The 23,826-nt window shown below is 35.7% G+C and carries 29 protein-coding genes; 4 read left to right on the forward strand and 25 right to left on the reverse strand.

The window, feature by feature from the left end:
• Positions 1 to 52 precede the first annotated feature (52 nt).
• Both pnuC and FD31_RS08560 read right to left on the reverse strand, forming a co-directional pair.
• On the reverse strand, positions 53 to 802 hold the full coding sequence (gene pnuC / locus FD31_RS08555) for a nicotinamide riboside transporter PnuC (protein WP_057892359.1): 750 nt from the start codon (positions 800 to 802) through the stop codon (positions 53 to 55).
• A 366-nt stretch (positions 803 to 1,168) separates the two neighbouring features.
• Positions 1,169 to 1,732 carry a peroxiredoxin gene (locus FD31_RS08560; protein ID WP_057892360.1) on the reverse strand — a complete coding sequence of 188 codons (564 nt, stop codon included), beginning with the start codon at positions 1,730 to 1,732 and terminating at the stop codon, positions 1,169 to 1,171.
• Between the two features lie 212 nt (positions 1,733 to 1,944).
• Here FD31_RS08560 and FD31_RS08565 point away from each other — a divergent pair, with 212 nt between their 5' ends.
• The gene (locus tag FD31_RS08565) at positions 1,945 to 2,601 is read left to right on the forward strand and encodes an HD domain-containing protein (protein ID WP_057892361.1); all 657 of its coding nucleotides are present in this window, start codon (positions 1,945 to 1,947) and stop codon (positions 2,599 to 2,601) included.
• Between the two features lie 19 nt (positions 2,602 to 2,620).
• Positions 2,621 to 3,139, forward strand: coding sequence for a phosphatidylglycerophosphatase A family protein (locus FD31_RS08570; protein WP_083483631.1), 519 nt, complete (start codon positions 2,621 to 2,623; stop codon positions 3,137 to 3,139).
• 44 nt (positions 3,140 to 3,183) lie between these two features.
• Here the strand turns inward: FD31_RS08570 and FD31_RS08575 are convergent, their stop codons facing one another.
• Complete coding sequence (locus FD31_RS08575) at positions 3,184 to 3,609, reverse strand: universal stress protein (RefSeq protein ID WP_057892363.1); 426 nt, start codon at positions 3,607 to 3,609, stop codon at positions 3,184 to 3,186.
• Positions 3,610 to 4,160: 551 nt separating this feature from the next.
• Between FD31_RS08575 and FD31_RS14490 the strand changes: the two genes are divergently transcribed.
• Complete coding sequence (locus FD31_RS14490) at positions 4,161 to 4,286, forward strand: hypothetical protein (RefSeq protein ID WP_268872422.1); 126 nt, start codon at positions 4,161 to 4,163, stop codon at positions 4,284 to 4,286.
• 6 nt (positions 4,287 to 4,292) lie between these two features.
• Positions 4,293 to 4,490 carry a hypothetical protein gene (locus tag FD31_RS08580; RefSeq protein WP_057892364.1) on the forward strand — a complete coding sequence of 66 codons (198 nt, stop codon included), beginning with the start codon at positions 4,293 to 4,295 and terminating at the stop codon, positions 4,488 to 4,490.
• A 130-nt stretch (positions 4,491 to 4,620) separates the two neighbouring features.
• Here FD31_RS08580 and FD31_RS08585 read toward each other — a convergent pair whose 3' ends face one another.
• The 22 genes from FD31_RS08585 to FD31_RS08680 are packed head-to-tail and all read right to left on the reverse strand — an operon-like array spanning position 4,621 to position 23,812.
• Positions 4,621 to 5,745, reverse strand: a complete 1,125-nt coding sequence (locus tag FD31_RS08585) for a GH25 family lysozyme (RefSeq protein WP_057892365.1) — start codon at positions 5,743 to 5,745, stop codon at positions 4,621 to 4,623.
• Positions 5,729 to 6,148 (reverse strand): phage holin family protein, encoded by a 420-nt coding sequence (locus tag FD31_RS08590; protein WP_057892366.1) that lies wholly within the window; start codon positions 6,146 to 6,148, stop codon positions 5,729 to 5,731. The genes FD31_RS08585 and FD31_RS08590 overlap by 17 nt, the downstream gene beginning before the upstream one ends.
• A gap of 39 nt (positions 6,149 to 6,187) precedes the next feature.
• Complete coding sequence (locus tag FD31_RS13945; RefSeq protein ID WP_083483627.1) at positions 6,188 to 6,331, reverse strand: XkdX family protein; 144 nt, start codon at positions 6,329 to 6,331, stop codon at positions 6,188 to 6,190.
• 11 nt (positions 6,332 to 6,342) lie between these two features.
• Positions 6,343 to 6,678, reverse strand: a complete 336-nt coding sequence (locus tag FD31_RS08595; protein WP_057892367.1) for a hypothetical protein — start codon at positions 6,676 to 6,678, stop codon at positions 6,343 to 6,345.
• 13 nt (positions 6,679 to 6,691) lie between these two features.
• A complete protein-coding gene (locus tag FD31_RS08600) occupies positions 6,692 to 7,882 on the reverse strand; it encodes a hypothetical protein (RefSeq protein ID WP_057892368.1) in 1,191 nt (396 codons plus the stop codon).
• On the reverse strand, positions 7,869 to 8,906 hold the full coding sequence (locus FD31_RS08605; RefSeq protein WP_057892369.1) for a hypothetical protein: 1,038 nt from the start codon (positions 8,904 to 8,906) through the stop codon (positions 7,869 to 7,871). Before FD31_RS08605 ends, FD31_RS08600 begins: the two co-directional genes overlap by 14 nt.
• Before the next feature lie 14 nt (positions 8,907 to 8,920).
• A complete protein-coding gene (locus FD31_RS08610; protein WP_057892370.1) occupies positions 8,921 to 9,568 on the reverse strand; it encodes a hypothetical protein in 648 nt (215 codons plus the stop codon).
• A gap of 4 nt (positions 9,569 to 9,572) precedes the next feature.
• A complete protein-coding gene (locus FD31_RS08615; RefSeq protein WP_057892371.1) occupies positions 9,573 to 9,899 on the reverse strand; it encodes a hypothetical protein in 327 nt (108 codons plus the stop codon).
• Positions 9,899 to 10,819, reverse strand: a complete 921-nt coding sequence (locus FD31_RS08620) for a phage tail protein (protein WP_057892372.1) — start codon at positions 10,817 to 10,819, stop codon at positions 9,899 to 9,901. The genes FD31_RS08615 and FD31_RS08620 overlap by 1 nt, the downstream gene beginning before the upstream one ends.
• Entirely contained in the window at positions 10,812 to 12,134 is a 1,323-nt protein-coding gene (locus tag FD31_RS08625) for a prophage endopeptidase tail family protein (protein ID WP_057892373.1), read from the reverse strand. Before FD31_RS08625 ends, FD31_RS08620 begins: the two co-directional genes overlap by 8 nt.
• Entirely contained in the window at positions 12,131 to 12,988 is an 858-nt protein-coding gene (locus FD31_RS08630) for a phage tail domain-containing protein (RefSeq protein WP_057892374.1), read from the reverse strand. The genes FD31_RS08625 and FD31_RS08630 overlap by 4 nt, the downstream gene beginning before the upstream one ends.
• Positions 12,981 to 18,059 carry a phage tail tape measure protein gene (locus FD31_RS08635; protein ID WP_057892375.1) on the reverse strand — a complete coding sequence of 1,693 codons (5,079 nt, stop codon included), beginning with the start codon at positions 18,057 to 18,059 and terminating at the stop codon, positions 12,981 to 12,983. Before FD31_RS08635 ends, FD31_RS08630 begins: the two co-directional genes overlap by 8 nt.
• A 3-nt stretch (positions 18,060 to 18,062) precedes the next feature.
• The gene (locus FD31_RS14115) at positions 18,063 to 18,239 is read right to left on the reverse strand and encodes a hypothetical protein (RefSeq protein WP_157049156.1); all 177 of its coding nucleotides are present in this window, start codon (positions 18,237 to 18,239) and stop codon (positions 18,063 to 18,065) included.
• Positions 18,240 to 18,286: 47 nt separating this feature from the next.
• Positions 18,287 to 18,700: a hypothetical protein gene (locus tag FD31_RS08640; protein ID WP_057892376.1), complete on the reverse strand. Its 414-nt coding sequence runs from the start codon at positions 18,698 to 18,700 to the stop codon at positions 18,287 to 18,289.
• A gap of 17 nt (positions 18,701 to 18,717) precedes the next feature.
• The gene (locus FD31_RS08645) at positions 18,718 to 19,347 is read right to left on the reverse strand and encodes a major tail protein (protein WP_057892377.1); all 630 of its coding nucleotides are present in this window, start codon (positions 19,345 to 19,347) and stop codon (positions 18,718 to 18,720) included.
• A complete protein-coding gene (locus FD31_RS08650; protein ID WP_057892378.1) occupies positions 19,348 to 19,713 on the reverse strand; it encodes a DUF806 family protein in 366 nt (121 codons plus the stop codon). It abuts the gene before it with no gap.
• 1 nt (position 19,714) lies between these two features.
• Positions 19,715 to 20,149 carry an HK97 gp10 family phage protein gene (locus FD31_RS08655; RefSeq protein ID WP_057892379.1) on the reverse strand — a complete coding sequence of 145 codons (435 nt, stop codon included), beginning with the start codon at positions 20,147 to 20,149 and terminating at the stop codon, positions 19,715 to 19,717.
• Entirely contained in the window at positions 20,136 to 20,489 is a 354-nt protein-coding gene (locus FD31_RS08660) for a phage head completion protein (RefSeq protein ID WP_057892380.1), read from the reverse strand. Before FD31_RS08660 ends, FD31_RS08655 begins: the two co-directional genes overlap by 14 nt.
• On the reverse strand, positions 20,467 to 20,820 hold the full coding sequence (locus FD31_RS08665) for a head-tail connector protein (RefSeq protein ID WP_057892381.1): 354 nt from the start codon (positions 20,818 to 20,820) through the stop codon (positions 20,467 to 20,469). Before FD31_RS08665 ends, FD31_RS08660 begins: the two co-directional genes overlap by 23 nt.
• Before the next feature lie 2 nt (positions 20,821 to 20,822).
• On the reverse strand, positions 20,823 to 22,049 hold the full coding sequence (locus FD31_RS08670; protein ID WP_057892382.1) for a phage major capsid protein: 1,227 nt from the start codon (positions 22,047 to 22,049) through the stop codon (positions 20,823 to 20,825).
• Positions 22,039 to 22,644 carry an HK97 family phage prohead protease gene (locus FD31_RS08675; RefSeq protein ID WP_057892383.1) on the reverse strand — a complete coding sequence of 202 codons (606 nt, stop codon included), beginning with the start codon at positions 22,642 to 22,644 and terminating at the stop codon, positions 22,039 to 22,041. Before FD31_RS08675 ends, FD31_RS08670 begins: the two co-directional genes overlap by 11 nt.
• Complete coding sequence (locus FD31_RS08680; RefSeq protein WP_057892384.1) at positions 22,607 to 23,812, reverse strand: phage portal protein; 1,206 nt, start codon at positions 23,810 to 23,812, stop codon at positions 22,607 to 22,609. Before FD31_RS08680 ends, FD31_RS08675 begins: the two co-directional genes overlap by 38 nt.
• Positions 23,813 to 23,826 lie beyond the last annotated feature (14 nt).

The raw sequence follows: 23,826 nt of genomic DNA on the forward strand, positions 1-23,826 counted from the left end.
CAACGCTTAATAAGTTTAAGCTAATTGGTAAATTATTTGCAACTATTTAAATCTAAGCTTGTTCTTGAGACAACTTTTCATCACGAGCACGGTTGGCACTGGCATCCTTGTGGAACCAGTGAATGTGTGAATCGAAAAATGCAATCATATCGTTCATAAAATACATAATGTATGTTAAGAACATAACAGGACTAGCATCACCTTGTGTAGCTGTGATACCCCAAAGAACGATTGACATGATACCTTGAGCTGTCCAGAAATAATATTGTTCACGGAAACGCAATGTACATAGCAATGCACCTGTGAAACCAATAGCAGCAGCAACGGAATCAGTAATAGGACGAGGACTAATAAATAGATGTGTATCCATCAAATATAGTAGACCCCAAGCAACAAAGAAGAAGACGGCTGTATTAAGCCACTTCATAGCTGTTAGACCATGGATATGTTTTTCAGCATCCTTAGCCCATTGTGGACTGATCAAAACAGGGATATCCAAAAGAACAATGTAACTAAGTTGTAGAACAACATCTGAGAAGTTCTTAGCGTTAATAGCAACGAAAATATAAATAAGTGCGGAAACTAATCCTAGAACACCATTTAATGGCTTAGCGTTGGTAATAGCAATTGTACATGTGAAACCTAACACGGCAGCTAACCATGTCCAGATAGCGATGGGTGTAATAGCGTGTGAAACAGTTGATGCAGTGATGGCCCCCAAGCCAAACATTAATAGCATGTAACTTCTGAAACTCCAGTGTTTCATTTGTTCAACATACCATCTTGGATCGAAAATACTCATATGTTTCTTCTCCTCTGGATTGAAAACAGAATGTATGATTTTGGCATTTATATTCTGAATCAATCAAATTTTATTTATCCCTCAAACTGTATTTATAAAAATATCAATTTAATCGACAGCTAAAATCATACCACCAATTGCAATCGAATTGTTAGTTATGATTTCAGACGTAATGGTTCCATATCGTTGTAAAGCGCTTACTGTACCCACCACATTAGCAATTTATCATTTGATACAATATATAGTTTTATTCAAATTCATAACACCATATATTGTTATAACGACGACATACTTTCGAACTTTTGTCGCTATGTGATAGATGGTCTAGACACAAAAAAATTCCAAACCGAAGTTTGGAATTATAAATTATATTTTACCAACTAAATCAACACCAGGTTTTAATGTCTTTTCCCCAGGATGCCAATTAGCAGGACAAACCTTATCGCCATGAGCTTCTACAAATTGAGCTGCCTGCAACGTTCTTAGAATCTCTTGAGCATTTCTACCGATACCCATTGCATTGACCGTGTATGACTTAATTAAGCCCTTAGGATCAACAATAAAGACACCACGATAAGCTTGCCCACTCTGCTCATCTAAAATATTGAAGAAGTCTGTTAATTGATGTTTTTGATCTGAAAGCATAGGATATTCAATTTTACCGATTGTATCCGTTGTTTCAGCCCAAGACATGTGTGCAAATTGACTGTCAACAGAGACAGAATAGATTTCAGCATCAGCAGCCTGAAAATCTTTATATGCATCTTGCAAATCACTTAATTCGGTTGGACAAACGAATGAGAAATCAGCTGGATAGAAGAAGATAATCGACCACTTACCAAGCAAATCAGATTTCGTAAATTGTTTCAATTCACCTTTTTGGTAAGCATCGACTTGAAAATCTGGAATTTCTTTATTAATATAATTCATTTATTAGGCCTCCCTAAAATATATCTTAATTATAATGCAAGCTTTGTTACTACGTCAATCTACAAATTGATGTTTATACATATTCATTATAACAGACTATTTGTTTTCTTCTATTACAAGCCACAAATAATCAACATTATACCCTTCAGCCTTTTGCTATAAAATAATTTGTGTCACAATATACTTATTAATTTCAAAGAGGGATTGATTTTATGACTTATGACGAACAATTAACTGCCATTAAAGATTTTTCATTCCAAAAAATGAGTGGCGATGCAACCGGACACAACTTTGACCACATTCAACGTGTCATTAAAACGGCTCAACGTATTTTAAAAGAAGAACCAGCCGATCCGTTGATTACTTTAGCAGCTGCCTACTTACATGACGTTGCTGATGATAAGTTAGTTTCCGACCCCGCTGCTCTGGAACAAGAAATCAAACAATTTTTACATAGTATCGATTTTTCCGAAGAACAAGTAAATGAGGTACTCTACATTACTCACAACTTATCATTTAGTAAATCACTTTCCAAAAATCCGCCTAAGTTATCCTTGGCTGGTCAAATTGTCCAAGATTCGGACCGCTTAGATGCCATTGGTGCAATTGGAATTACTCGAGCTGTCTATTACGGCGGTGCTCATTCAGAAACGATTTATGACCCAAATATTCAGCCTCGCGAAAAAATGAACAAGGCTGAATATCGTAATTTAAATAACGAAACAATTATCAATCACTTTTACGAGAAATTATTGAAATTAACTGCTATGATGAATACCCCAACAGCCAAAAAGATTGCTGAGAAACGCCACCAATATATGTTGGACTTCCTTGACGAATTTAAAGCTGAATGGGATGCAGAAAAATAAGACTGAGGGAGAGATCATTTTGGTATCATATGAGGAACAAGATAAACAATATTATCAACACATTATTAGAAATTTGAAAGACCGTGGCGTTGAACTGACCGATATCGCTGAAATCGTAATTTTCTTGGAAAAAGATTACGTCAAAGGTTTGGATGAAGAAGTTTCCATTTATGCCATCAATAAAGTTTTACATAAACGTGAAGCTCAAAACGCTATTATGACTGGCATTGAATTGGATGTTTTGGCTGAAAAGGGTCTCCTATCTGCTCCAATGCAACGTATCATGCAAACCGATGAATCAACTTACGGTATTGATGAGAATATGGCCATCACCTTAGCCAGTCTTTACGGTTCAGTTTCAGTTACAAACTATGGCTATGTAGATAAATTAAAACATGGTATTCTTGGTAAACTAAACGATAAATCAACTGGCAAGATTAATGTCTTTTTAGATGATTTAGTTGGAGCAATTGCCGCTGCCGCTTGCGGTTGGTTAGCTCACAATGAACGTGAAGTTAATAAAATGTTAAATAACTAATTAAAAAAGTCGACTTTTCACAGCCGACTTTTTTAATACCTATTTTAAACCACAATCAAAATATTGATATTGGTGTGTTCAGAAACATAACGTGTAACTGAGCCAACGAAGACTCTTGTAAAGGCACTTGTCCCAGTCTTACCCATTACAATTAAATCAATTCCATTCTCGTTAGGGAAATTGACCAATTGTTCACGAGGCTCACCATTTAATAATTTAGCTGTAGCAGTTAACCCAGCTTTCGCCACGATATCTTGAGCTTTCTTCAAATCATTGTTTGAAGCAGTTTCCATATCTTCAATCAATCCCGGAGCGTATGAAACACCGACATTCATTGGTAAATTGGCCGTATTGACGACTGATACCAAATAGAGTTCTGAGTCAAATTGTTTAGCTAAATCAATTGCAGCATCCAAGGCATTGTATGCACTTTGACTACCGTCGATAGCTACTAATATTTTTTTATACATAACTTATTTCCTCCTATTTGTATCCTTTACCTAGATTTTACCAAGTTACGGAAGAATATGTTAATAATTGCACATATAAATAAGAAAGTTTTGATATACTTGGTGGTGAATAGTAAATAATTTTAGGGGATTATTATTTCCCTTTCGATATGATTCAATGTGGCTCAAAACGCCTGTAAAATAGGATTCTATTTTAATTCAATTTCTAAAGAATGTTATATGGCTCACTAAAAGTGAGTCACGAATGAGTCACGAAAAAATAAGTGAGAGCGTAAATTTAAGCTACCAGCCAATAACGGTTGGTAGCTTTTTTTATTTATTTTGCAAATGTGCTTGACTATACACTACATGTAGTGTATTATAATAAATGTAGAGAGGAGGTGATAAAGATGACAAGAATGGAGCTATGGAAAACAAAAAGAACCTTAACAATCGAACTGTCGGTAAACATTTTCGGATTGATAAAGTTCTCCATTAAAAGTACAAAGGAAAGCCCTTAGGGGGCTTACCCTTTGTGTACTTAAATTATAACATTTAAGGAGTTTTACATCATGAAAAAAGTTTATAAAGGCAAAAATACAACAATGACATTTGAAATCAACAAACCCACTAAATGGTATCAATGGTTAGTGATTGGCTTATTCGTTTTGGGGATAATCTATTTAATTGTGAGGTAAAAAATAATGACAGATAAATTACCAGAATCACGTGCTAAAGCAAACGAAAAATGGAACGATAACAATAAGGAACGTATGAGATATTTACGCTCACGATCGTCAGCAAAAAGCTTTATTAATAATAGGGCTACTTTTGATGATATTAAAGAATTAAGAGAATTGTTAAATGCTCGTGAAAATAATCTTAAAAATGATGACAAATAAAAAAAAGCCCACCACCTATAAACTAATATAGATGATGGGCTTTTAGAATATCTATGCAGAGGAACTGTGCGCCCCGATTTTGACGCTATTTAAATATAACAATCGCTAAAATTTCTAGCTACAAAATATACTAACCTTTGAAACCTGAGCCAACAGCATATTCAATAGGAATATACATGTTATTAGCCACTTTGTAAGCATATCCAACGTTTGGCAAATTAATTAAATTATCGGTAGTCTTCCAAACTGTACCACCTTTAAAAGTTTTATTACTACCACCAATAGAATCACCTTTGCCATCATATGCCAATACACCATAATCAGAACGATAATTGACGGTAACAATACCCTTTTGTGTCGTTGTGCCTTGTGGAATTAATACGTCTACACCGATGACATAATAAGGGATGTCATTAATCACCGTGATACCTGCTGACTTCCATTGTGAGCCACTAATAACATCAGTACCTACGTTTGCTTTACCAACATTATTATACGTCGTGTAGGCTTTATATTTGTTGCCTTTGACGCTTACTACATTGTTAATAGTTTCAGTTGGGTCAACTTGTGGAGCTTGCCCTCCCGTAAAGAAATCATCGTAGTTTTGAGATACATCAAAATTACCATAACTACCATTAAATTGATATGTGCTACCCCATTGCCAGCTGTGATGGTTAGAATACCAATTCTTATCACTAGCATTATATGGATAACTTGCAATCCAACCACTTGATACGTCCATCTTATTGCCTAGCCAAGAGCTCATGGTATACACAGCTGAACGATAACCATATTTAGCTACTTCATTCATGAACGCTTGGTTATTAGCGTTGTTAGTTGCACGTGACAATCCATTTTGTTCTTGTGCTTCCACATCAGAAATTAATACGGCTCCAACAGGCAATCCATCAATCTTAGCCATTGTAGCAGCGTAATCAGCTTCATTGATTGCACCGGATAAAGTTGTGTATCGTGCAAAATGATAGCCATTGATGTACAAGCCTGCTTGTTGTGCTGTGGCAATGTTATTAGCTGATGTGTAATCGTGGTAATAATTACCTTCACTGATTTTAGTAGTAACTGACTTAACACCATAGTTATTAAGCATGTCTCTAAAATTAGCTACTGTCATATAACCATTATGATTACTTACATCGACCATATCAGTTCGTGCTGCTTGAACTGGGGATGCAAATAAAAATAGACTTGCAATTAGCAAGCCCACGACATAGATCAATTTATTTTTTAGTTTCATTATTGCCTCCTCTATTTCTTAATTTTTCCAAATTATTAGTTATCCAGTCAGGCAAAGGAATCCCCATAATTCCTAAATTTTCAACAATTGAAATGCCATATTGACCAATAAAAAACATCAAAAATAAATTAGCAAAATTAGCCAATCCCCAGCAGTCTACTAATGGATAAAAAATAACTCCAATACCAGCAATTACAGTATGCTTAATTAGTCCCTGCCTACCAGTTGTCGAGTTTACTCGTTCATCAGAATTTTTAAAAAAGCCTTTCAAGAACCCAGTAGCCAAATCGACCAAAATAATAATTATAAAAGTTAAAAACCAAGGGTTTTCGCCAAGTTTCTCAGCTGCAAGCCACCATTCCATTAGGCCAAAATGTGGTGTTGGTTGTGGTGCATAATACATATACATTCATCTCCCTATACCAAAAAAGGAGCAGCCAAATTAAGCTGCTCCTTCTTCTGTGTAATCCTCATTAGTAATTTGCTTATAGTCATCGGCAGTAATATTCTTGTTTTTAACTAAATCTTTAATACTGTCTTTTGTTCTTGTTCCCCATGCTAATTGAATTTTTAATAAAAAAATCATTTTGTATCCTCCTATTTAGTTGTATCTGTACCAAGTTGCATATTAGTTAGTGCTGTAATGGATTGCTTAATCTGTTCGATATCAGTACCTTGAGCAATAACCAAATTTGTTAGTTCTGTATTGGACTTTTGATTTTCTTCATCAGGTGTTAAACCTGTTGCGATATGAACCAATTTATTATCAGACTGTCTGACAGTCCAAATATAGGCTTGCTCAACTAAAAAGGCTGGATCACTCTCAACCAGTTTCCAGCCATCATACTTAGATTGCTTAATTGCTGCATCCTCATTTGTATCATTGACGTGGTTAACAGTACCATCGTCATTTAATGTAACTGCAATTTTCATTTTTTACCTCCTGCTAGTTTTTGTATGGTGTGATTTTTGAAATTGTTGGAATCCACGAAGAATTGTAATTAATTGGACTTCCCGATATAGTGTTTGACACCCCAAGTTTTATTGGAATATTAATTGATGCCTTAGAAATTTCAATGTACGCGTCAGCTGGCGTTGATAAATAATCAAAATAATTAGCACCATCTTGCCACAATCCTGTATTAGTTTTAACCGTATATGTCAATTTAGTTCCAATTGGATTAAAATATCCTGTCAAATCAAATCGGAATCCATTTATAAGCTTTTCCTTTGGAATTCTAACTGATCGTGTAGATAAGGCATTAAGCGCCGGAATTCTTGTAGATCCAATAGAATTAGTGAAATATTCATCAAATGTAATTTCTATACCATCTAGTGAATTCTCAAGAAAATCTAATGCACCCGATAAAGAAATTTCTCCATTAGCTGAACCGGTAAAGAAATTAACTGTTTCCGGAATTTGTGCTACTGCTGGCTGTACTGAAAATGTAGCGATTGTATCAACAACAACATCATAATTGGCACCCGTTGCACCTGCACTATCGCCGTCATTGTCATAGCCAATTATTGTTTCAATCTCAATGGTTTTATCATCGTTAAATGTTAGCAATAATTTAGGTACCTTTACATTTTTACCACTCAAATTTTCACCAATACCATTGATTGGAACCGTAACTTGCTTGCCAACTCCAAAATCACCGGCTTTAATATAAATTGGATATGGAGATGTTGTTGTGAAGTAACCATCTTTAACGATATTTGCGGGATCATAATTTAATTGAATATCGGTTGAATCGCCCTTTGTACCCTTATCAAAAGATGTCTTTTTTAAATGAATAAAGAATGTAAGACCATCGCCTACCATATTCATCTTTGAGCCCACATCGCGTAGTAGCGTTGCTTTAGTCACTGTCGTTGGATCAGATGGACCAGAATACAATAGATATCTTTCAGTAATTTCGCCGTTTGCTAATGAGCCAGCATAGTAATCTACTCCAGCTGATGGGTTATCAGGAATATTTCCACCGCCGCTTGTACTACCTCCAGAAATATTCATAGTTACAACACCATCATCATCGGGCAAGAACGTTTTATCATTGCTTCGAATCACTTTAATATTTTTCTTGTTTGCTTTATTGAAACCAATAATGGTTTCAGTTAGTTTATTTTCCGTCATTTGTTACCTCCGTTTTATTCCAATCATCCAAAATTGCTTGAGCTTCATCACTAATAGGATCATTAACATCAATATCTCCAGACTTAATAAGTTCAATAACTGATGATTTCAAATTATCTTTACTAATTAAGTTGAGTTGGTCCATTTGTGCTTTTAAATTTGCTAGTGAAGTATTCAAACTAGTTTCAAAATCTGATTCTTTACCCTTAAGTCCATCTAAACCGGTATTTAAATCATTTAGTTTAGTATTCATAGCATCGGACTTAGTTGTTAATTCAGCAATTTCATCATCAAGTTTTTTCTTAAAATCAGCGATTGCCTTCATAACAACTTGGTCAATAAAATTAATCATATAGCCAGTGTGTTTGTACGCTGCATTCGTTAATTGGCCAATATTAAACAATGACCTTTGCATTTCTGAAATGTAAAATGCCATAGGACGTGGGAATGCTACGTTATTAGGAATGATGTGTAAATCAAAATCTAATGTCATAGCCGTGGTAGTTCTGTCTTCGCTTTCAATTACTAATTGAACTGTATGATATTTACCAGCCGTTAAAGCTACTGCTTCTTCTGGTTTCCAATGAAGTTCGCCAATATTAGCGTCAGTTGTATCAATATTTTCATCTGTTGAAATCAAATGCCATTGTGAATCATATCCACGAATTGAAAACATCTTGTATTGAGAAAAGTCAGCTGGTTTTGCTCCATCCAATACCGTCATATTAATTTCATATGAACTTGCTTCACCTTGTCTCAAGAACGCTACTGGTAAAATTCTAGCTTTAGTAGCAGGATTAACAATGGTTTGAGGCGTAATATGGTCACTCTCGTCATCAGTTTGGGAATGTGGTAAATAAAAAGCCTTGCTATGTTGTAGGTTAAATAGCAAAGGCTGTTCTAATGGTATATCAGGTTCAATTTTGTCATATGGTTCTTCATATTCAGCATTGTTGTCTGAATAATTCAAAGGTGGTAATTGTGAATCTTGTGCTTGTGTATTTTTAATATCTGAATCGGTCATTTATTTACCTCCTTTTATTTATTCCAATCATCTAAAATTTGTTGTGCTTCTGGTGTCACCTTATCGTTAACATCAATATTTGTCGGCATTTGATCACTGCGAGACGGATTATGAAATGTTCCAATAACAGTATCGTTAGGTAATCGTCTTCGAATATTACCAATTTGGGTATCTTGATTTTTAAACATTTCGTCAATTTCTTCTTTTTTATAATATTGAGTTGAGAATTTACTTAAAAATTCTGCGGTTTTAACTGAAATGATAGTTTCAACAAATCCTTTAAAGTCACTCAAAGTATCCTTGAGCTTTACAAAGAAGTTTCTTTGATTAGTTTCATATTCATACAGTGAATTAATAGATTTTTGAATCTGATCACTGTTGTTGTTGAAACTGTCTTTAGAATTGCTATCAATAACTCCATTCCATTTATCCAAATCAACATTGTGCCAGTAATTCGGAAGGTCTGGTACTGATGGAAATACTGTTTCATCAGTTACAGCTGTAAAATTAAAAACTTCTGAATCAGTGTTGCCCTCACTATTTTGTTTTGAAATAATTACTTTTTCACCATTGTCTAAACTTAAAGCTGAGGTCTTCCCATCTTTCGATTTCAAACTGAGATTTGGAAATTCTGAATTCACTACTTTATCTGGTAAATACAATTAATCACACCCTTTCTTTGATATCAGACAATACTCCGCCTGAAATCTCGTAATAATAATTAGTAGTTAATATTTCTATAACTCCATTCTTCGAATCTACAAAAACAGCCTGTAAATATCCTTTCGGAATATTTGCGGGCTTATTCAACGTGTTCTCGTCAAAATAAAAAGGACCAGAAGTATTAACTAACTTCATGTCCTTAATGTATGTTGCATATTGATTATTAATCAATGAATTAATATGTTTATCTAAATCCACAACTGCTAAGTAATGCGTTTGTGGATAATAATATTGACCACTTTCATCTGGCAGCCTATATATTGGTTCCATTAAACTTCTCCTATCTTTCTAGGTAAAAACGGACTAGCAATAATACCATTTGAAATAGAAATAGCACCATTGTATCTTGCATTGGACAATGAATTTTGAATAGATAACTCGTAATCTGATAGCGTCTGAGTAGTGTTATTTAAAGTTACCTCATACATATTGGAGTAACTTAAAGGATTATATTTGACACTTACAACTGTTACCCAAGTAGTAAAGCTTTCAGGTTGAATATCACAATAAACCATATCTCCAATTTTAAAAGTATCATCACCAGAATAAGTTAATGTGATATCTACAGTCGGCTCTATCTTCATCTGAGATAAAGCGTATTTTCTCATCTCCTCCGGGTCTTCAATATCATTATTTGTTATTGCCGGTCCCGGACGTTCGCCCCATTCTTGAATTGATTTTTCATCTCTAATAATGAATGGTTGAAAGTAGTCCGTAGAATGGTCGTCAGCTGTATCATCATCGGATTTTTTAACCTCTGTCGGTTCGACATCTGTGTCACCCGTAAATACAAAATCATCTGAACAAACCCATTCATTCGTAGCAACTCTATACCAAGTCTTCCCACCTGCTCCATCAGTGATTTCACCGTTAATTTTCCATTGAGTACCATTAGTTAATTTTCGACCAACTTCATGCTGTGGAGTCCATGGTGAATCATAGATAATTGATTCTGTTGGAGTTACTTCTGATGGTTCAACATCTGACTTACCGGAAAAATCTAATTGATCTTGAATGACCCATTGATTAGTTCCGACTTGATACCAAGATTTGCCCTGTGCACCATCTGAAACGGAAGCATTAATCAACCATTGCGAACTGGCAGGTAATGTTCTACCCGTTTTATTTTGCGGTGTAAACGGTGAATCGTATACATAAACAATTGAGGTATCGTCCTTAGAATCACTCATCTGACTTGTCACTGTCCTTACTAGAATCGGTATCCTTATCAGTTTCAGGAGCTTTAACAGTTCCCTGTCCACTTACAGGAGTAATAGTGTGGTCTTCCGGTTTCACACTTCCATCTTTATCAAAGTTAATATATTGAGAATCGACCCATTGATTAGTGGCAACTTCATAATAAGTTATATCATTAACAACTTTTTTATTATTAATTGCCCATGTAGTCCCATTATTTAAATGATTAACTACCGAATCAGGCTTCAATGGGTCACTAAGTACAGGAGCACCACCAGTTACCATAGTGTTTACAGTACCTACTGCATTACCGACGGGTAGAACTTTACCACCAGAAGTGTCTTCTTTTAATGAATCTGTGGAAGTCTTAATGGTTCCTTGTCCTGTCACTTCCGTAATGATGTGATTTTCAGGTTGTACATCCCCATTCTTATCAAACACAATATATTTTTCGTTGACCCAACCATTAGTTGAAACTCTGTACCACATTTCTCCATTGGCCACTACCTTAGAATCCATAACCCATTTAGTACCATTTGGTAAATTCTGAACTGTATTAGTAGGCTTGTTAGGATCATCAACGACAGGTGCTCCATTAGCCTCCATTGTATTAATGGTTCCAATGGCTGTACCAACCGGTGATGTGACTGGTGCGTTGGTCTTACCATACACACGGGCAATGTTTTGAATCTCTGTTGTATCAATATTTGCTGTAAAGGTAGGTGTATCGTGGATATATCTAAACGACTTATTAACTTTATGCTGCCAATCTTTTAATGGCATTAAAGTAATAAATTTGTTGTCAGCAACTACTACTAAATTGAACTTTTCAATACAATCATTGATGCATTCAAGACCTGATTTCTCGCCGTAATCTGTAAACGTAACAGTTTCAGTGCTATTTGAAACTTTCCAAGTAAACCCATGATTACCGAGTTCATTTTTATCAAAAACGAAGCTCATCAAATCGTTGGCTGAAAGTTTCTTGGTTCCATTGATTTTGTCATATTGATAAACATATTGGCAGTCAAACCAGATGTGAGTTGCTGAAACTGTTCGTTTCAAGTCATAACCCTCATCATCTTTCTCTGCTTGCTTAATACGATATTTTTGACCATCAAACACAATGTAATTTTCATTTTGTAACAATTGATATCCGATACTGCCGTCGTTGATAGCCGTGAAATCAATTTGATTTGTCTTATTCATTTCTTCTGAATTACTTAACGAATCTCTATCAATACAAGTAAGTGTTTCATCATACTTTCCATCTCTATCTTGAACTCTATACTTTTTAAAATTAATCATAGATATATAAAAGGAAAATCAAACGTGACAGTGCCGCTAAACCCTGTCAAATTTAAATCATTCCAGCCTTTCTTTAGATTAATATGGCCGTGATTGGTATCTATTTCACAGGAATCTCCATTTAACAAAGGGTGCACACCTTTTAAAATCAAAGAATCGTCTGATGAAATATTCGAGTTCATTGAGAAAACATCATCTGTTGTTGTATTGGTTAAGGTAGGACTCCCTGAACCTTTAAAAATAATATTCAACTCATGATTCTGTTCATACGGTTGTATGTCAAAATCACTAGGATTGTAAATTTTTAAAGTTCCTTGAGAGTGAGTGTAATTAAGGTTGGTAGTTGAAAGATTTAAATTGTTAGAAATCAAATCTTCCTTATTTAAATCAATTGGAAAATCAGTTGATCTAACTACTGAATAAACATAGGCACTAGGAATATCAAATTCCACAGAGAAAGTCTTATCGTAAAAACCAACATCTGTATAAGAAAATGGCTTAGGTATGCCATAAAAGCATCGACCGATATCGTATGTTTGACGAACTCTTACCAAATCACGATTAAAGAATTTATTATAAAATTCATGGAATCGGCTTTCTAAGTCAGTTCCATCGTCAACTCTCATCAAAAAGTCAGCTTTAGCGGTGCGTGAGGTGTACAACACAGGACCAGTTTGAACTTGTCCATCAACACCTGTATTGGTCTTTAAGTTAGAGACCGTCTGTGGTGAACTAATTGTTAGTCTAGTAAAAATCAAATCATGATAATTACTAATCTCAAATTCATTTTGTCCATCAGACTTAATTAATAATGAATTCTGTCTATAATGCCCGTCTGATAATCTTTTAGGCAAATGCTGTACCTCCTTTTCCTTGGAATTTAGTCATTTTACGATTTTGTAAACTTACTTTATCTAGCATATTAGATATGTCATTCAATGATGTTCCACCATTTGAACTATCAGTTGCTAAGGAACCATCTGCAATCTTGCCCAATAGCTTAACCATGACTTGTGTCATCATTAATTGTTGTTGTTGGTTACTCTCGACTCTAGTTGTATCAACATTGGTGTTATTGACTGTTTCATCAGCTCCACCAATTGTATTCTTAGCCTGTTGTAGAATCTGAATAGCTCTCATTTTATTGTTCAATGGAATCATAACTTCTGGTCCAGCTTCGCCACCGATAATACTTGTTGGCTTAGTAATAAAACCACCGTCGTACATCAATCTTGGACCACTAGGACCACTGGCTGAACCTCTCCATTCGCCATACTTGCCGTTGTAACCCATCCCCATATCTGTGCGCCAAGTTGCATCATTGAACAATGCAATCAATTGGTCTAAAGGATTGTGGATATTAGTGTGTCCCGGCATAGCGTAATTTAAGAATGTTGGCATAATATACTGCAAAATACCAGTTGATGGATGTCCAGCTTTAGCATTACTATCCCAATTGTTAGTAACATTAGGATCACCACCTGATTCGTTAGCAATGATACGTTCAATCATATCAACGTTAAAATCAGTTATTTTTTGGTGCATATAAGCAGCAGCTGCTTTAATCATTGGGCCGTAGGCTTTAGCAGGTCTAGCACCTCCACCACCTGAAAAGTCCATATCTGCAAGCGTCTTTTTAAATGGTTCAGCAATCGCCTTTAGAAAACCATTTGACAAAGCATTACCGAAACGACTAATAAACTCATTCCCATTAAAAGAAACAGCTGCAAAATACGGCTTCTTTAAAAATGGAACTGGGTCTTTTTTTAGTTCATCTAAATGTTCAAAAACATAGTCAGTCATATCTTCGGATGTCTTTGATGTTTCACCTTTACCAGTAGCATGGTGTGGGAGGTTAGCAACCATTCCCATAAATTGTTCCGATAAATGGTGTGGAAGGATAGCTGTGTCAGCACCAAGGTAACGAACTTCTTCACCTTTTAAGCCAACTGGATAAATTCCATTTTGCTTATCATAGGCTAGTTCATATCCTTGTTCACCAACAACAGCTAAGTTGCCGCCGGGAGTACCAGCAGTACCAACAGCATATTTGGCTAGGTTGAGCGACTTGCCACCAAAATCAGTGATAACAGAGTTAACTCCACCAATACCTTTGTTAACTTCTGAAATAACCTTACTTAGGGATTTACTTGCAAGCCCCGGTAGTGAATTGAAAGCACTCTTAAATGAACTAGTTACAGATGTTAGCCACCCACTCCATTTGTTCAAATAATCGCTAGTAAAACTAGTTTCTTTCTTTGAAATGGAGTTCATTTTCGAGCTGTAATTACTTACAACTTTAGCTAATGCATCCTTTTCATCAGAAGCTGTATTAGCCCAAACATCTTTCCATGACTTATCAAAATTAGTTTTGAATGACTTTAAAGCGTCCACAATGTTATCTGTATCAGTCTTGAAATCCTTGTCAAAGGTAACATTAGATGTAGCCTTGTTTGCATCAGTTATTTGGGCTTTCAAAATCTTACCGATATTATATTTGTTCAAAGTATCAGTTAGGTTTTGAATATCATCGTTCAATTTTGCGAATGGATCAGACTTAGCATATGTCTTAGTAAACTTGTTTAATTCTTCAAAAGCCTTTTGAACCGTTTTGATTGGTTTAGCGAAATTATTCCATGTCTTAGTATCAGACTTAATAGACGTAGTCATGCTTTTAAGCTCACTTGCAAGATTATTCTTCTTTAAGTCTTTACCCATCTTATTTAAAAGACCGGCTACGTCGTTATCCTTTAGCGTCTTTTTAAGTTTAGGAATATCAGCATTTAAGGCTTTGAATGGATCATCCTTCATTGACTTAGTGAAAGAATTCAAAGTTTTAAATGAATTGCCGATATCCTTAATTGGCTTTGCAATTCCAGAGCATTTTTTAGATGAACCTTGAACAGATTTATCAATCTTAGAAAGTTCTTTAGCAGGGCTATTATTCTTTAAAAACTTCTTTAAATCAGAAAGAGCATCTTCATAATCTTTAATAGCCGGAACCATATCTTTAACATTCTTTATGTCTGTTTTAGATACGTGAGTGGTTGCCACATCCTCAATAGCCTTTGAAGTAGAAGTTTTTTTAGTAGATGGTGAATTAATACTATCTTTAGCCTTTTTCGCACGCTTGGCTAATGCTTCGTACTTTTTAACATCTGCCTCAGCTTTCTTAATCTGCTTTAAATCTTGTCCTTGTTCATCAGCACTAATACCGGGTGTTAGCATACTGCTCTTAAATCTATCAGCGCGTTTCTTAGCTGATTCGGCTAATTGGTCGTAATACTTATTAGTTCCCTTTTTAGCTGTAGGATCATCCGGATGATAAAGCCACTTTTGAAAAGCAGGTGCGGCCGATTTACCAAGTTGGTCACCAATAGTTGCACCTAAAGTAGCGCCTGGCGCTCCGCCTAGAATACCACCAATACCAGCTCCTAATGTGGTACCAATAGCACCACCTATTCCCTCAACCTGTTTGCTTTTACTCTTGGTATTTAATGAGTCAAAAATATCTTTACCTGCTATTGCAGCACTCATAGCAAGTGATAATCTACCACCCCATGTTGTACCTAACTCTGAAATATTATTCCCGACTGTACCTGAACCAAGTTTAGAAGTAATACCTTTATTAATATTTGTACCAGCATTCTCACCGACTTCACTAGCGGCTTGTTCAATACCAGAATGATTTAATTTCTTTTTAAGACCATCCAAAGAATCAGTAACATCATTAATTTTTACAGCAAAATTAGCAGCTTTATCAGCCACCCAAATGCCAGCTAATAAACCACCGATAGTTTTAAGTGTCTGTTCATGCTTAGCAATTCCAGATACAAACTGATTTAGAATCTTTAATGGATCTTCTGCTTTCTTTCCGTTAGTGTGAACTAATCCAAAAGCTGTACCAATTATCTTAATAGTTCCTGCAAAAGTATCCCAAGCTCCCACAGCAATATCTTTAACAATAGTTCCTAATGAACCTGTAATACCTTTTAAATCATCGCTGTGTTTTCCTAAATAACTAAAGAAATCGGACACATTATCTGCTAATTGTCCGACACATTTTGCAATGCCTTTAATAGTATTCTCAAACTCTTTAGAGCTAGCAGCTTTAGCTAATCTATCACCAATTTCTGTAATAGCTGGCAATGCAGCAGTAGCAACAGTCATAGTGATTGCATCAGCAGATTGTTTCAATCTATCTAATGCTACCTTGCCTGTTTCACTGTTCTTTTGAGCAAGTTTTCCGACATAATCATTTTTAGCTGAATCAGCTACCTTTTGATTCAATTCACCTAATTGCTTAGAGTTTTCAGCAAGAATCAAACCAGCTTGTTGACCAGTTGTACCAAATAGATCATGAAAAATGTCAGTCTTTTTGTTCTTGCCCATACCTTGAGATTTTTCACGTAACAATCCAAAGATATCAGTCATAGACTTCATATTACCTTGATTGTCAGTAAAATCCTTTGTGCTTAATCCCAATTCTTGGAGTGCTTCGGAACCACCTTTAGTTGGTGAAATCAAACTATTAATTGCTTTACGTAATCCAGTACCAGCTTTATCAGCTTCCAATCCGTTATTCGAAAGAATACCCATTGCACTAGAAGTTTCACTCAAACTAAATCCAGCTTGATGAGCAGTTGAGCCAACGTAACTCATTCCGACACCCAAGTCACTGAATCCTGTGGCAGTCATATCAGCAGCATAAGCTAAATCATTAACGGCAATCTTGGTATTCTTAACCATTCCTGATGTAGAGGTTGTACGCATACCGAAAGCTTCTAGTGTTTGAGATGATACTTTAACGACATCAGCAAAATCATCACCAGAAGCTACAGAACCTTGTAATTCTGACTTCATAGCTCCTAATGCTTGCTTGGTGTCATACCCACGCTTTATTAAGTCTTCATAACCATCAGCAATTTCTTGTTGAGACTTACCATACTTTAAAGCATATTTCTGACCATCTTCTTGCATTTTGGATACGTTTTTAGTAGCCTCAGCTACTTTTTCGCCACCAGTTTCAGCCAAGTTAGTAATTTGCTTATAACTGTTTTCAAGGTCAACGGACTTCTTAGCACCACTGACAAACATAGCCGTTACTGCTGCGCCTGCTATACCTGCTGTCATAGCCATACTCTTCAAATTGCCAATACTATTTTTTACAGATTGATTCATGTTGCCAATAGCCGTTTTAGAACTAGCAGCAGCTTGTCTAATTCCCGTGAAATGAGTTCCCATTCCACCTAGTTCAGAGCCAAGTTCACGATAACGAGTTCTACTTTTAGCAATTTCTGTACCAAGTTCATTCACACGCTTAGCCTGAGTAGCATATTCTTTAGAAGTTGCTCCAGACTTAGTTTTAACATTGTCTAGTTCACTGGCTTCCTTAGAATATAGTGAGTTGAGTTCTTGAATACGTGATTTCAGTGCCGTTCTTTCGGTCGCTGATGCCTTAATAGATTTACCTTCGGCTTGATACCTTTGAACTAATGATTCAGAAACAGCCTTAGCGCTTTCTATAGCTTGCTTTTGCTCTTTGATCCCCGTGGTATAGAGATTTAAGGTTGATTTAGCCCGCTCTTGTTGCAGAACCATGTTGTTCAATTGACGTGTAGCTGTATTAACAGTATTTGTGTATTGAGTATATTTCTGACTACCCTCTGTGGTAGTTCTATCGAGATTACTCATTTCAGACTGTAATCTATTGATGTAGTTACGCTGTCCTTCGATAGCTCTACCTAAACCCTCGGTCTTTGCTTGATATGCTGACTGATAGTTGCCATTGGCACGTTGGACTTGCTCATTGATTTTCCATTCAGATGTTAGAGCCTTGACTTGGTTTCTTAAAGATTGAATTGAACCCTCAGCTTGAACTGAATCAATATGAATACCAGTGTTTAGCTCCATATCTTTTGCCATGTATTAACCTCCTTTCTCTAAAATTGAAGAAACACCACCCGTTTTAATAAAGTCAGTCAAACTCATAGGACCAACATTGTTATTAGGATTATTGGACTCGCGCTTATCATCTAAGATTTCTGCAAGTACAAAAAATGGCTGAGACTCAACTGTTTCCAAGTCCCAACCTGTTTGTTGCATTATTTCTTTTTCATAATTTAAAAAGTCTTGGTAGACGGTAAACGGGTCTACTTGTTCCGTCTCCGTGGCTTTTTTGGGTCAATGTCCTCATCATCCGATGTAATACCATGAGCAATTCGACCGGCTAGCGCTCCAGTTTCAGGACCCGTCATGTCATCAAGCATTGATACTTGTTTAGGATTTAATTTCAAAATTTCCTTAATGTAATTGATAGGAACGTTTTGTAAATCCAAAGCAGCCTTTGAAGCTGAATCAAAACTATTCATGATTTGTTCGGCAATTTCTCTATCACCCATATCTTTTGTTTCGACATTATCAGTTTCATCAGCCACAGCCATCATATGTTTATTCTTGTTACTTAAATTTGTGTAATAGGCATATGACAATCTCATATTTTTATTACTTTTTTTGACCGTAAAGCGACGGCCGAACGCATTAATGTACACGATATCTTTAGACATTGATTAAAACTTCCCTTCTATTTTGTTGTATCTGTATTATTTGCTGGTTGTGATGCAGAACCATCTGTTGTTAGTGGCATTCCATAAATTAATTGTTCCCACTTACTTGAATCATAATTTGGTTCATTTTCTAAAGCTTCAAAGTATGCGAAACCATCTGAATCACGATCAGTAGCACTAAATGTAAGTTGTTCTTGATCGTACACAGTTGTATTTGTATTAGTCTTTGGAGCAACAGTAGTTAAATGGAATGTTCCTTTAACTAAAGCTAAATGAGCACCCACACTTTCGTCTGTTGCATCGTGAGAAATCATCTCAAATACGCAATATGGTGATTCTGTCTTCTTACCGATACCGGCAATACCACCGTCAAATGTTGCCATTCCTAAAATCTTGCGTCTAATGTCTTGTGGAATAGCATTGGCTACAAACGCTACTGAAATAGCGCCATGTCCTTTAGAACCAGCTTTCCATTCTTGGTCTGAACCATAAATTGGTGTAATAGTTGGTGAAATATTTGAAATTGTTGCACTAACTACAGAACCCTTCTTCTTAGGTTCAACTGTAAAAATATTATCCTTATCAATTGTTTCCGTATCATCTGTGTAAATACCGATACGTGCTAATTCAAAACCTGATAATGCCATTTAAATGACCTCCGTTTTTTCGTATTTCATAGTTCTCGTCAAAAAACCCGTATCTGGATCAACGTCCGGATACGAGTCATATTGATAAAACCAATGTTTTTCTAATTCTTGATTAATAATTAATTCAGTTCTATCTGGTAATGTTTCTCTACGATAGAATATTTGTATTTCGATTTGACTATCCTTAGTAGTGCTAATATCACTTGCACGACCAGAATAAACACTACTAATTTCAGTAATAAGTACAGTCGTCTCATCAACTTCGGTATAGTCTTGCGGAATATTTTGAGTAAAAAAATAGGACGGGTTAATTTCTAACTCATCCGCTCGTTTTAACAAAATATCCTTAACTTGTTTTGCAATCATGTTAGTCTCCTAACATTTCTTTATATTTTTTAACCTCTGCTGCTAATATTAAAGTCTTAGTTTCATTGATTGTTCGTTCTTGAAAGTGCAATCCCGGAACATATTTAGTGGTATGTTCTCTGGAACCTTTACCACCATGAGCCATATAACCGTCGTTTAAAAATCTAGCTAAATAACCATAATGACCGGTTGTATTTTTAAAGCCAACATAGGTTGCACCATCGATACCCTTATATTTAAGACTGATATCATCTGCCAACTTAATATTCGACCTGCGTGAATGTGGACCCTTGTGTAAACTATTGTTCAAGTTATTTCTAAGGCTTTCCTTATATACTTCTGCACCAGCTTTAGTCATAGCTTTTTTCTGGTTAGGAGTAAGGGATAGACTGGATAATTCTCTGTCTAATTTTTCTAAACCTTCAAGAAATTCCAATTTTATCTACCTTTTTTAAAGTTATTAAGTCAAATGAGCGTGGTGAATCATCAAAGTCTGGGGAACTACCAGCTAATTGATACAGCTGGTCTTTAAAACGTGCGTATTTAACGTCCTTTAATCCATCGGATTGATGTCTAATGATAAGAACTAAATCAAATGAATTTGGCGAACCCAATAATGTTATTTGTTGTGTCATCGACATTGTATAAATACCACACCAAAGACTTCTTATTTCTTCAAAGTCAGGTCTATTAGTTCCTTGCGGAGTTTCTACAAATCCCGCCTTACCTAAACTAACTCGATATTTCAATCTACTAGGATTGATATTCTGAACCATTAGCCTCACGTCTTTCTTTTTCTTTTAAATACTTACCTCGCAATTGAGCAATAATTGAACCATTGTTCATATCAACATTGTTTACACGTCCAGTCATTCCCGATGACCTAAATGTGTAATATGAACTGGCTAAGGCGATAACAGCAATTTCATACGAGCTTTTAACATTTGCAAGATCATAAAATCCCTTCATCAAATCATCATCATTACCAACAGCACCTTTAATATAATTTTCAGCAGCAGTCAAGTTACGATTCAAAATCGTGTCGTCTTCTGTATCATCGGCATCAATCCTTAAACTAAGCTTCAAATCACCTAATAAACTAGCCATGACTACTTACCAGCAGTTACGGTTGATGTATCAGCAGCAGTAGCAGTCTTAGTATCCACAGTTAGGAAATAGCCAGCATTTTCATCTGCTTTAACGATGTCGTAACGAGTACCAACTTGTAGATATTGACCATAAATACGATCATCAACCCAGCGAGCTGTGATTTGAGCACGATCAGCATAGAAAATAGCACGGTTTAAATCACCGATGAATGCATGTGCATCACCTTTAGCGCCGAATGAACTATCGTCAATCTTAAATACAGGGATACCTAAAATGGATGTGCCAGAAGCAGATTTAACATCAGTTTGTAGCAAGTAACGACCATTCCCATCTTTTAATGTGTCTAACCATTGATAGAATGAACCAGTGGCAACAATTGAACGATTGTAGGCTTGGTCCAAATCAATATTATTAATATGTTTCAAGTCATCGAGTGTCTTAATTGTTAGTGGTGCAAATGATTCAAAAATTGCTGCAATATCTGCATTTGTTGTATTAACTTTTTGTTCATTGGCATCATTTACTAAAAATGGAATCAAATCTACGGCTGAATCATCAATTGATTCTTGTGATACTGGTTCAGCTCCACGTCTTGTTTCAACAGCAAACTTAACATCTGTAAAGTTTGGTTTAGCAAGTTCAGGGTTTTCTTCCAATTCAGCAACTGTGTTTAACTTAGCAGTAGCCTTTTTACGAATTGGATATGAACCTGTGGCAGTAGCAACAGACTTGTGATTTACAAATTTTCCTAAATCAACAACTGTTTTAACTTCATCTTGAGGAATGTATGAAATTGCAGTTGGAATAGTTGGTTTAACATCGGCTGACTTAATACCATCTAGTGCGTCACGTGTAAGTTCACTTGGAATAATTAGATCCTTGTCTTTACCTTCTGTGAATTGAAGTTTGTCTGAACGAACTGTACCGCCTGAATGTAGATAATTATTTACAGCTGAACGCATTTCTTTCAATGGGTCCTTATCTTCAGTTACCTTAGAACGCTTAGCACCTTGTTCCGGAAACTTCTTAGAGCGGTCCTCCTTATCCTCATCGTCATCCTTTAGTTCGTTAGACAAGTTCTCTAAGTCTTGTGTTTGTTTAAAGCTTCTAACTAAATCCTTAAGAATATTGACCTTTTTATCCTTATCTTCTTGTTTATTATCGTTTGAACGAATAAATTCTTTAGCTTCGTCAATTTCTTTACGAAGTTCTTCTTTAGTTTTCATATAAATCTATCTCCATTTCTAATAGTTCTAACTCGTTAATGTTGTTAGACGTTTCTTTATTATTTTTCTTGCTCTCAAACTCTGATAGAGACCGCTTTGATACTGATGTTTCTTTATATGCAGGCATAGGGGTGATTGATAGTTCAAATAGGTCCCCTATCTGCGTAATATGGCGTGTGGCTGTATCTTTGTCTAAATCAGACCAATCATCGCCATCAATTGTGAAACCGAAACTACATCCCTTTAAGTTGCCATTTCTAACGTTCTCAGAAACATCATTTCCAAGCGTTGTTTTAGGAATTTGAGCATTAAAAAACAGCCCTCTATCATCAACTTGTAATGACAAAGTGCTGCTATCTGCTCTTGCTAAAATGTTATCCATATTATGGTTATAAAGTAGTTGTACATTGCTCATGTCCACATTGCTTAATGCTGAACGGTCAACGTACTCAATAAATCCGCCTAGATTTTCACTAGGTTGGTCAAAAACGATTGCATACCCAGATAATGTATTATAATCATCATCTTCTGAACGTTTTTCAAGTTTGAAATCACTATTATTGATTGCTCTTTGTTCCACTGTCTTCTTCGTCATTTGTATTATCACCTCCTTTCAATTTAATAGAACTGCCTTGATACGGTATATCTCCAGAAACAATGTCTTCTTTAGTCAATAAGTCTGAGTTACTACGAAGTAAAATCTTTTGAGCTGTCTTATAGCCGATAACACGATCAGTAACAAGTCCCCTAACTCGCTTTTCTACTTGTTGCCCATCAATATCAGAAATAGCATTGATATCATAATCAATTTCACCGTTTAATTTATTCTTAAACTCTGAAACGACGCCTCTAATATATCGACCGATTGTTTGAGCATATTGGATAGCAACCATTTCAATATTCGAATGCTCTGATTCACTGCCTAAATAGTCCTGTGGGACGCCGTAAACCTTTGCTATTTGGTCACCGGTCCAATCCGTGGATGTTAATAGTTTTGAAATATCGCGATTAACTTCTAATGCCTGGTAATCTTCCAAGTCATCAAGTACAACGATATGACCATTCTCAGCTTGATGTTCAAATGCCTTTCGGACGCTATCTTTAGTTTCGCCTTCTAGCAATCCGCCTTTATTGATTTTCAGCAAACCGGTAATGTTAAGACCATTTTTCATTGCTCCTAAAGCTAGTGACTTATTAGCATCTTGTAATTGAAGCTCTTTAGTCAATGCTCTAAGCGGTGATACACCAATCAATCCACCATCTAAAGACATAGTTTTTAAATGGATAATTTGACTTGCTGGGACATTTTTCATATCAATCTCTTCAGTATCAGGAAAATTAATATCATAAGTTAATTGAGTTCCATCGGCTGACTTATAGATATCTACTTGAGATGGCTTTAAGTATTCTAAGTGGTCACTTCTTCCTGACTTATCACCCCAAACTAATGCATAGGCATTACCAGACAGCAACATCTGCGCGTACATTGAACGCCAGAATGCAAAGCTATTAGTAAGCTGACTAGGATTAGTTAAAACCTTATTTGTATATTGATTAGTAGTTTTAAAATGCACACTAGCCATGTCCTCGGCTAACTTATTGACCACTGCATAAATATCAGAATATTTAAGTGCTTCGTGTGCTGAAATAAAATCAGAGTTAAAAACAATCTTATTGTCTTTAATCGAATAACCTAATCCTGTATATCCACTTCCTAGCGATGTATAAGGCTTTGAAGACGGTCTTAATGATCTAAAAATCATATATTCACCTCCTT

This window comes from Companilactobacillus nantensis DSM 16982 (genome assembly GCF_001435815.1).
GTDB lineage: Bacteria > Bacillota > Bacilli > Lactobacillales > Lactobacillaceae > Companilactobacillus > Companilactobacillus nantensis.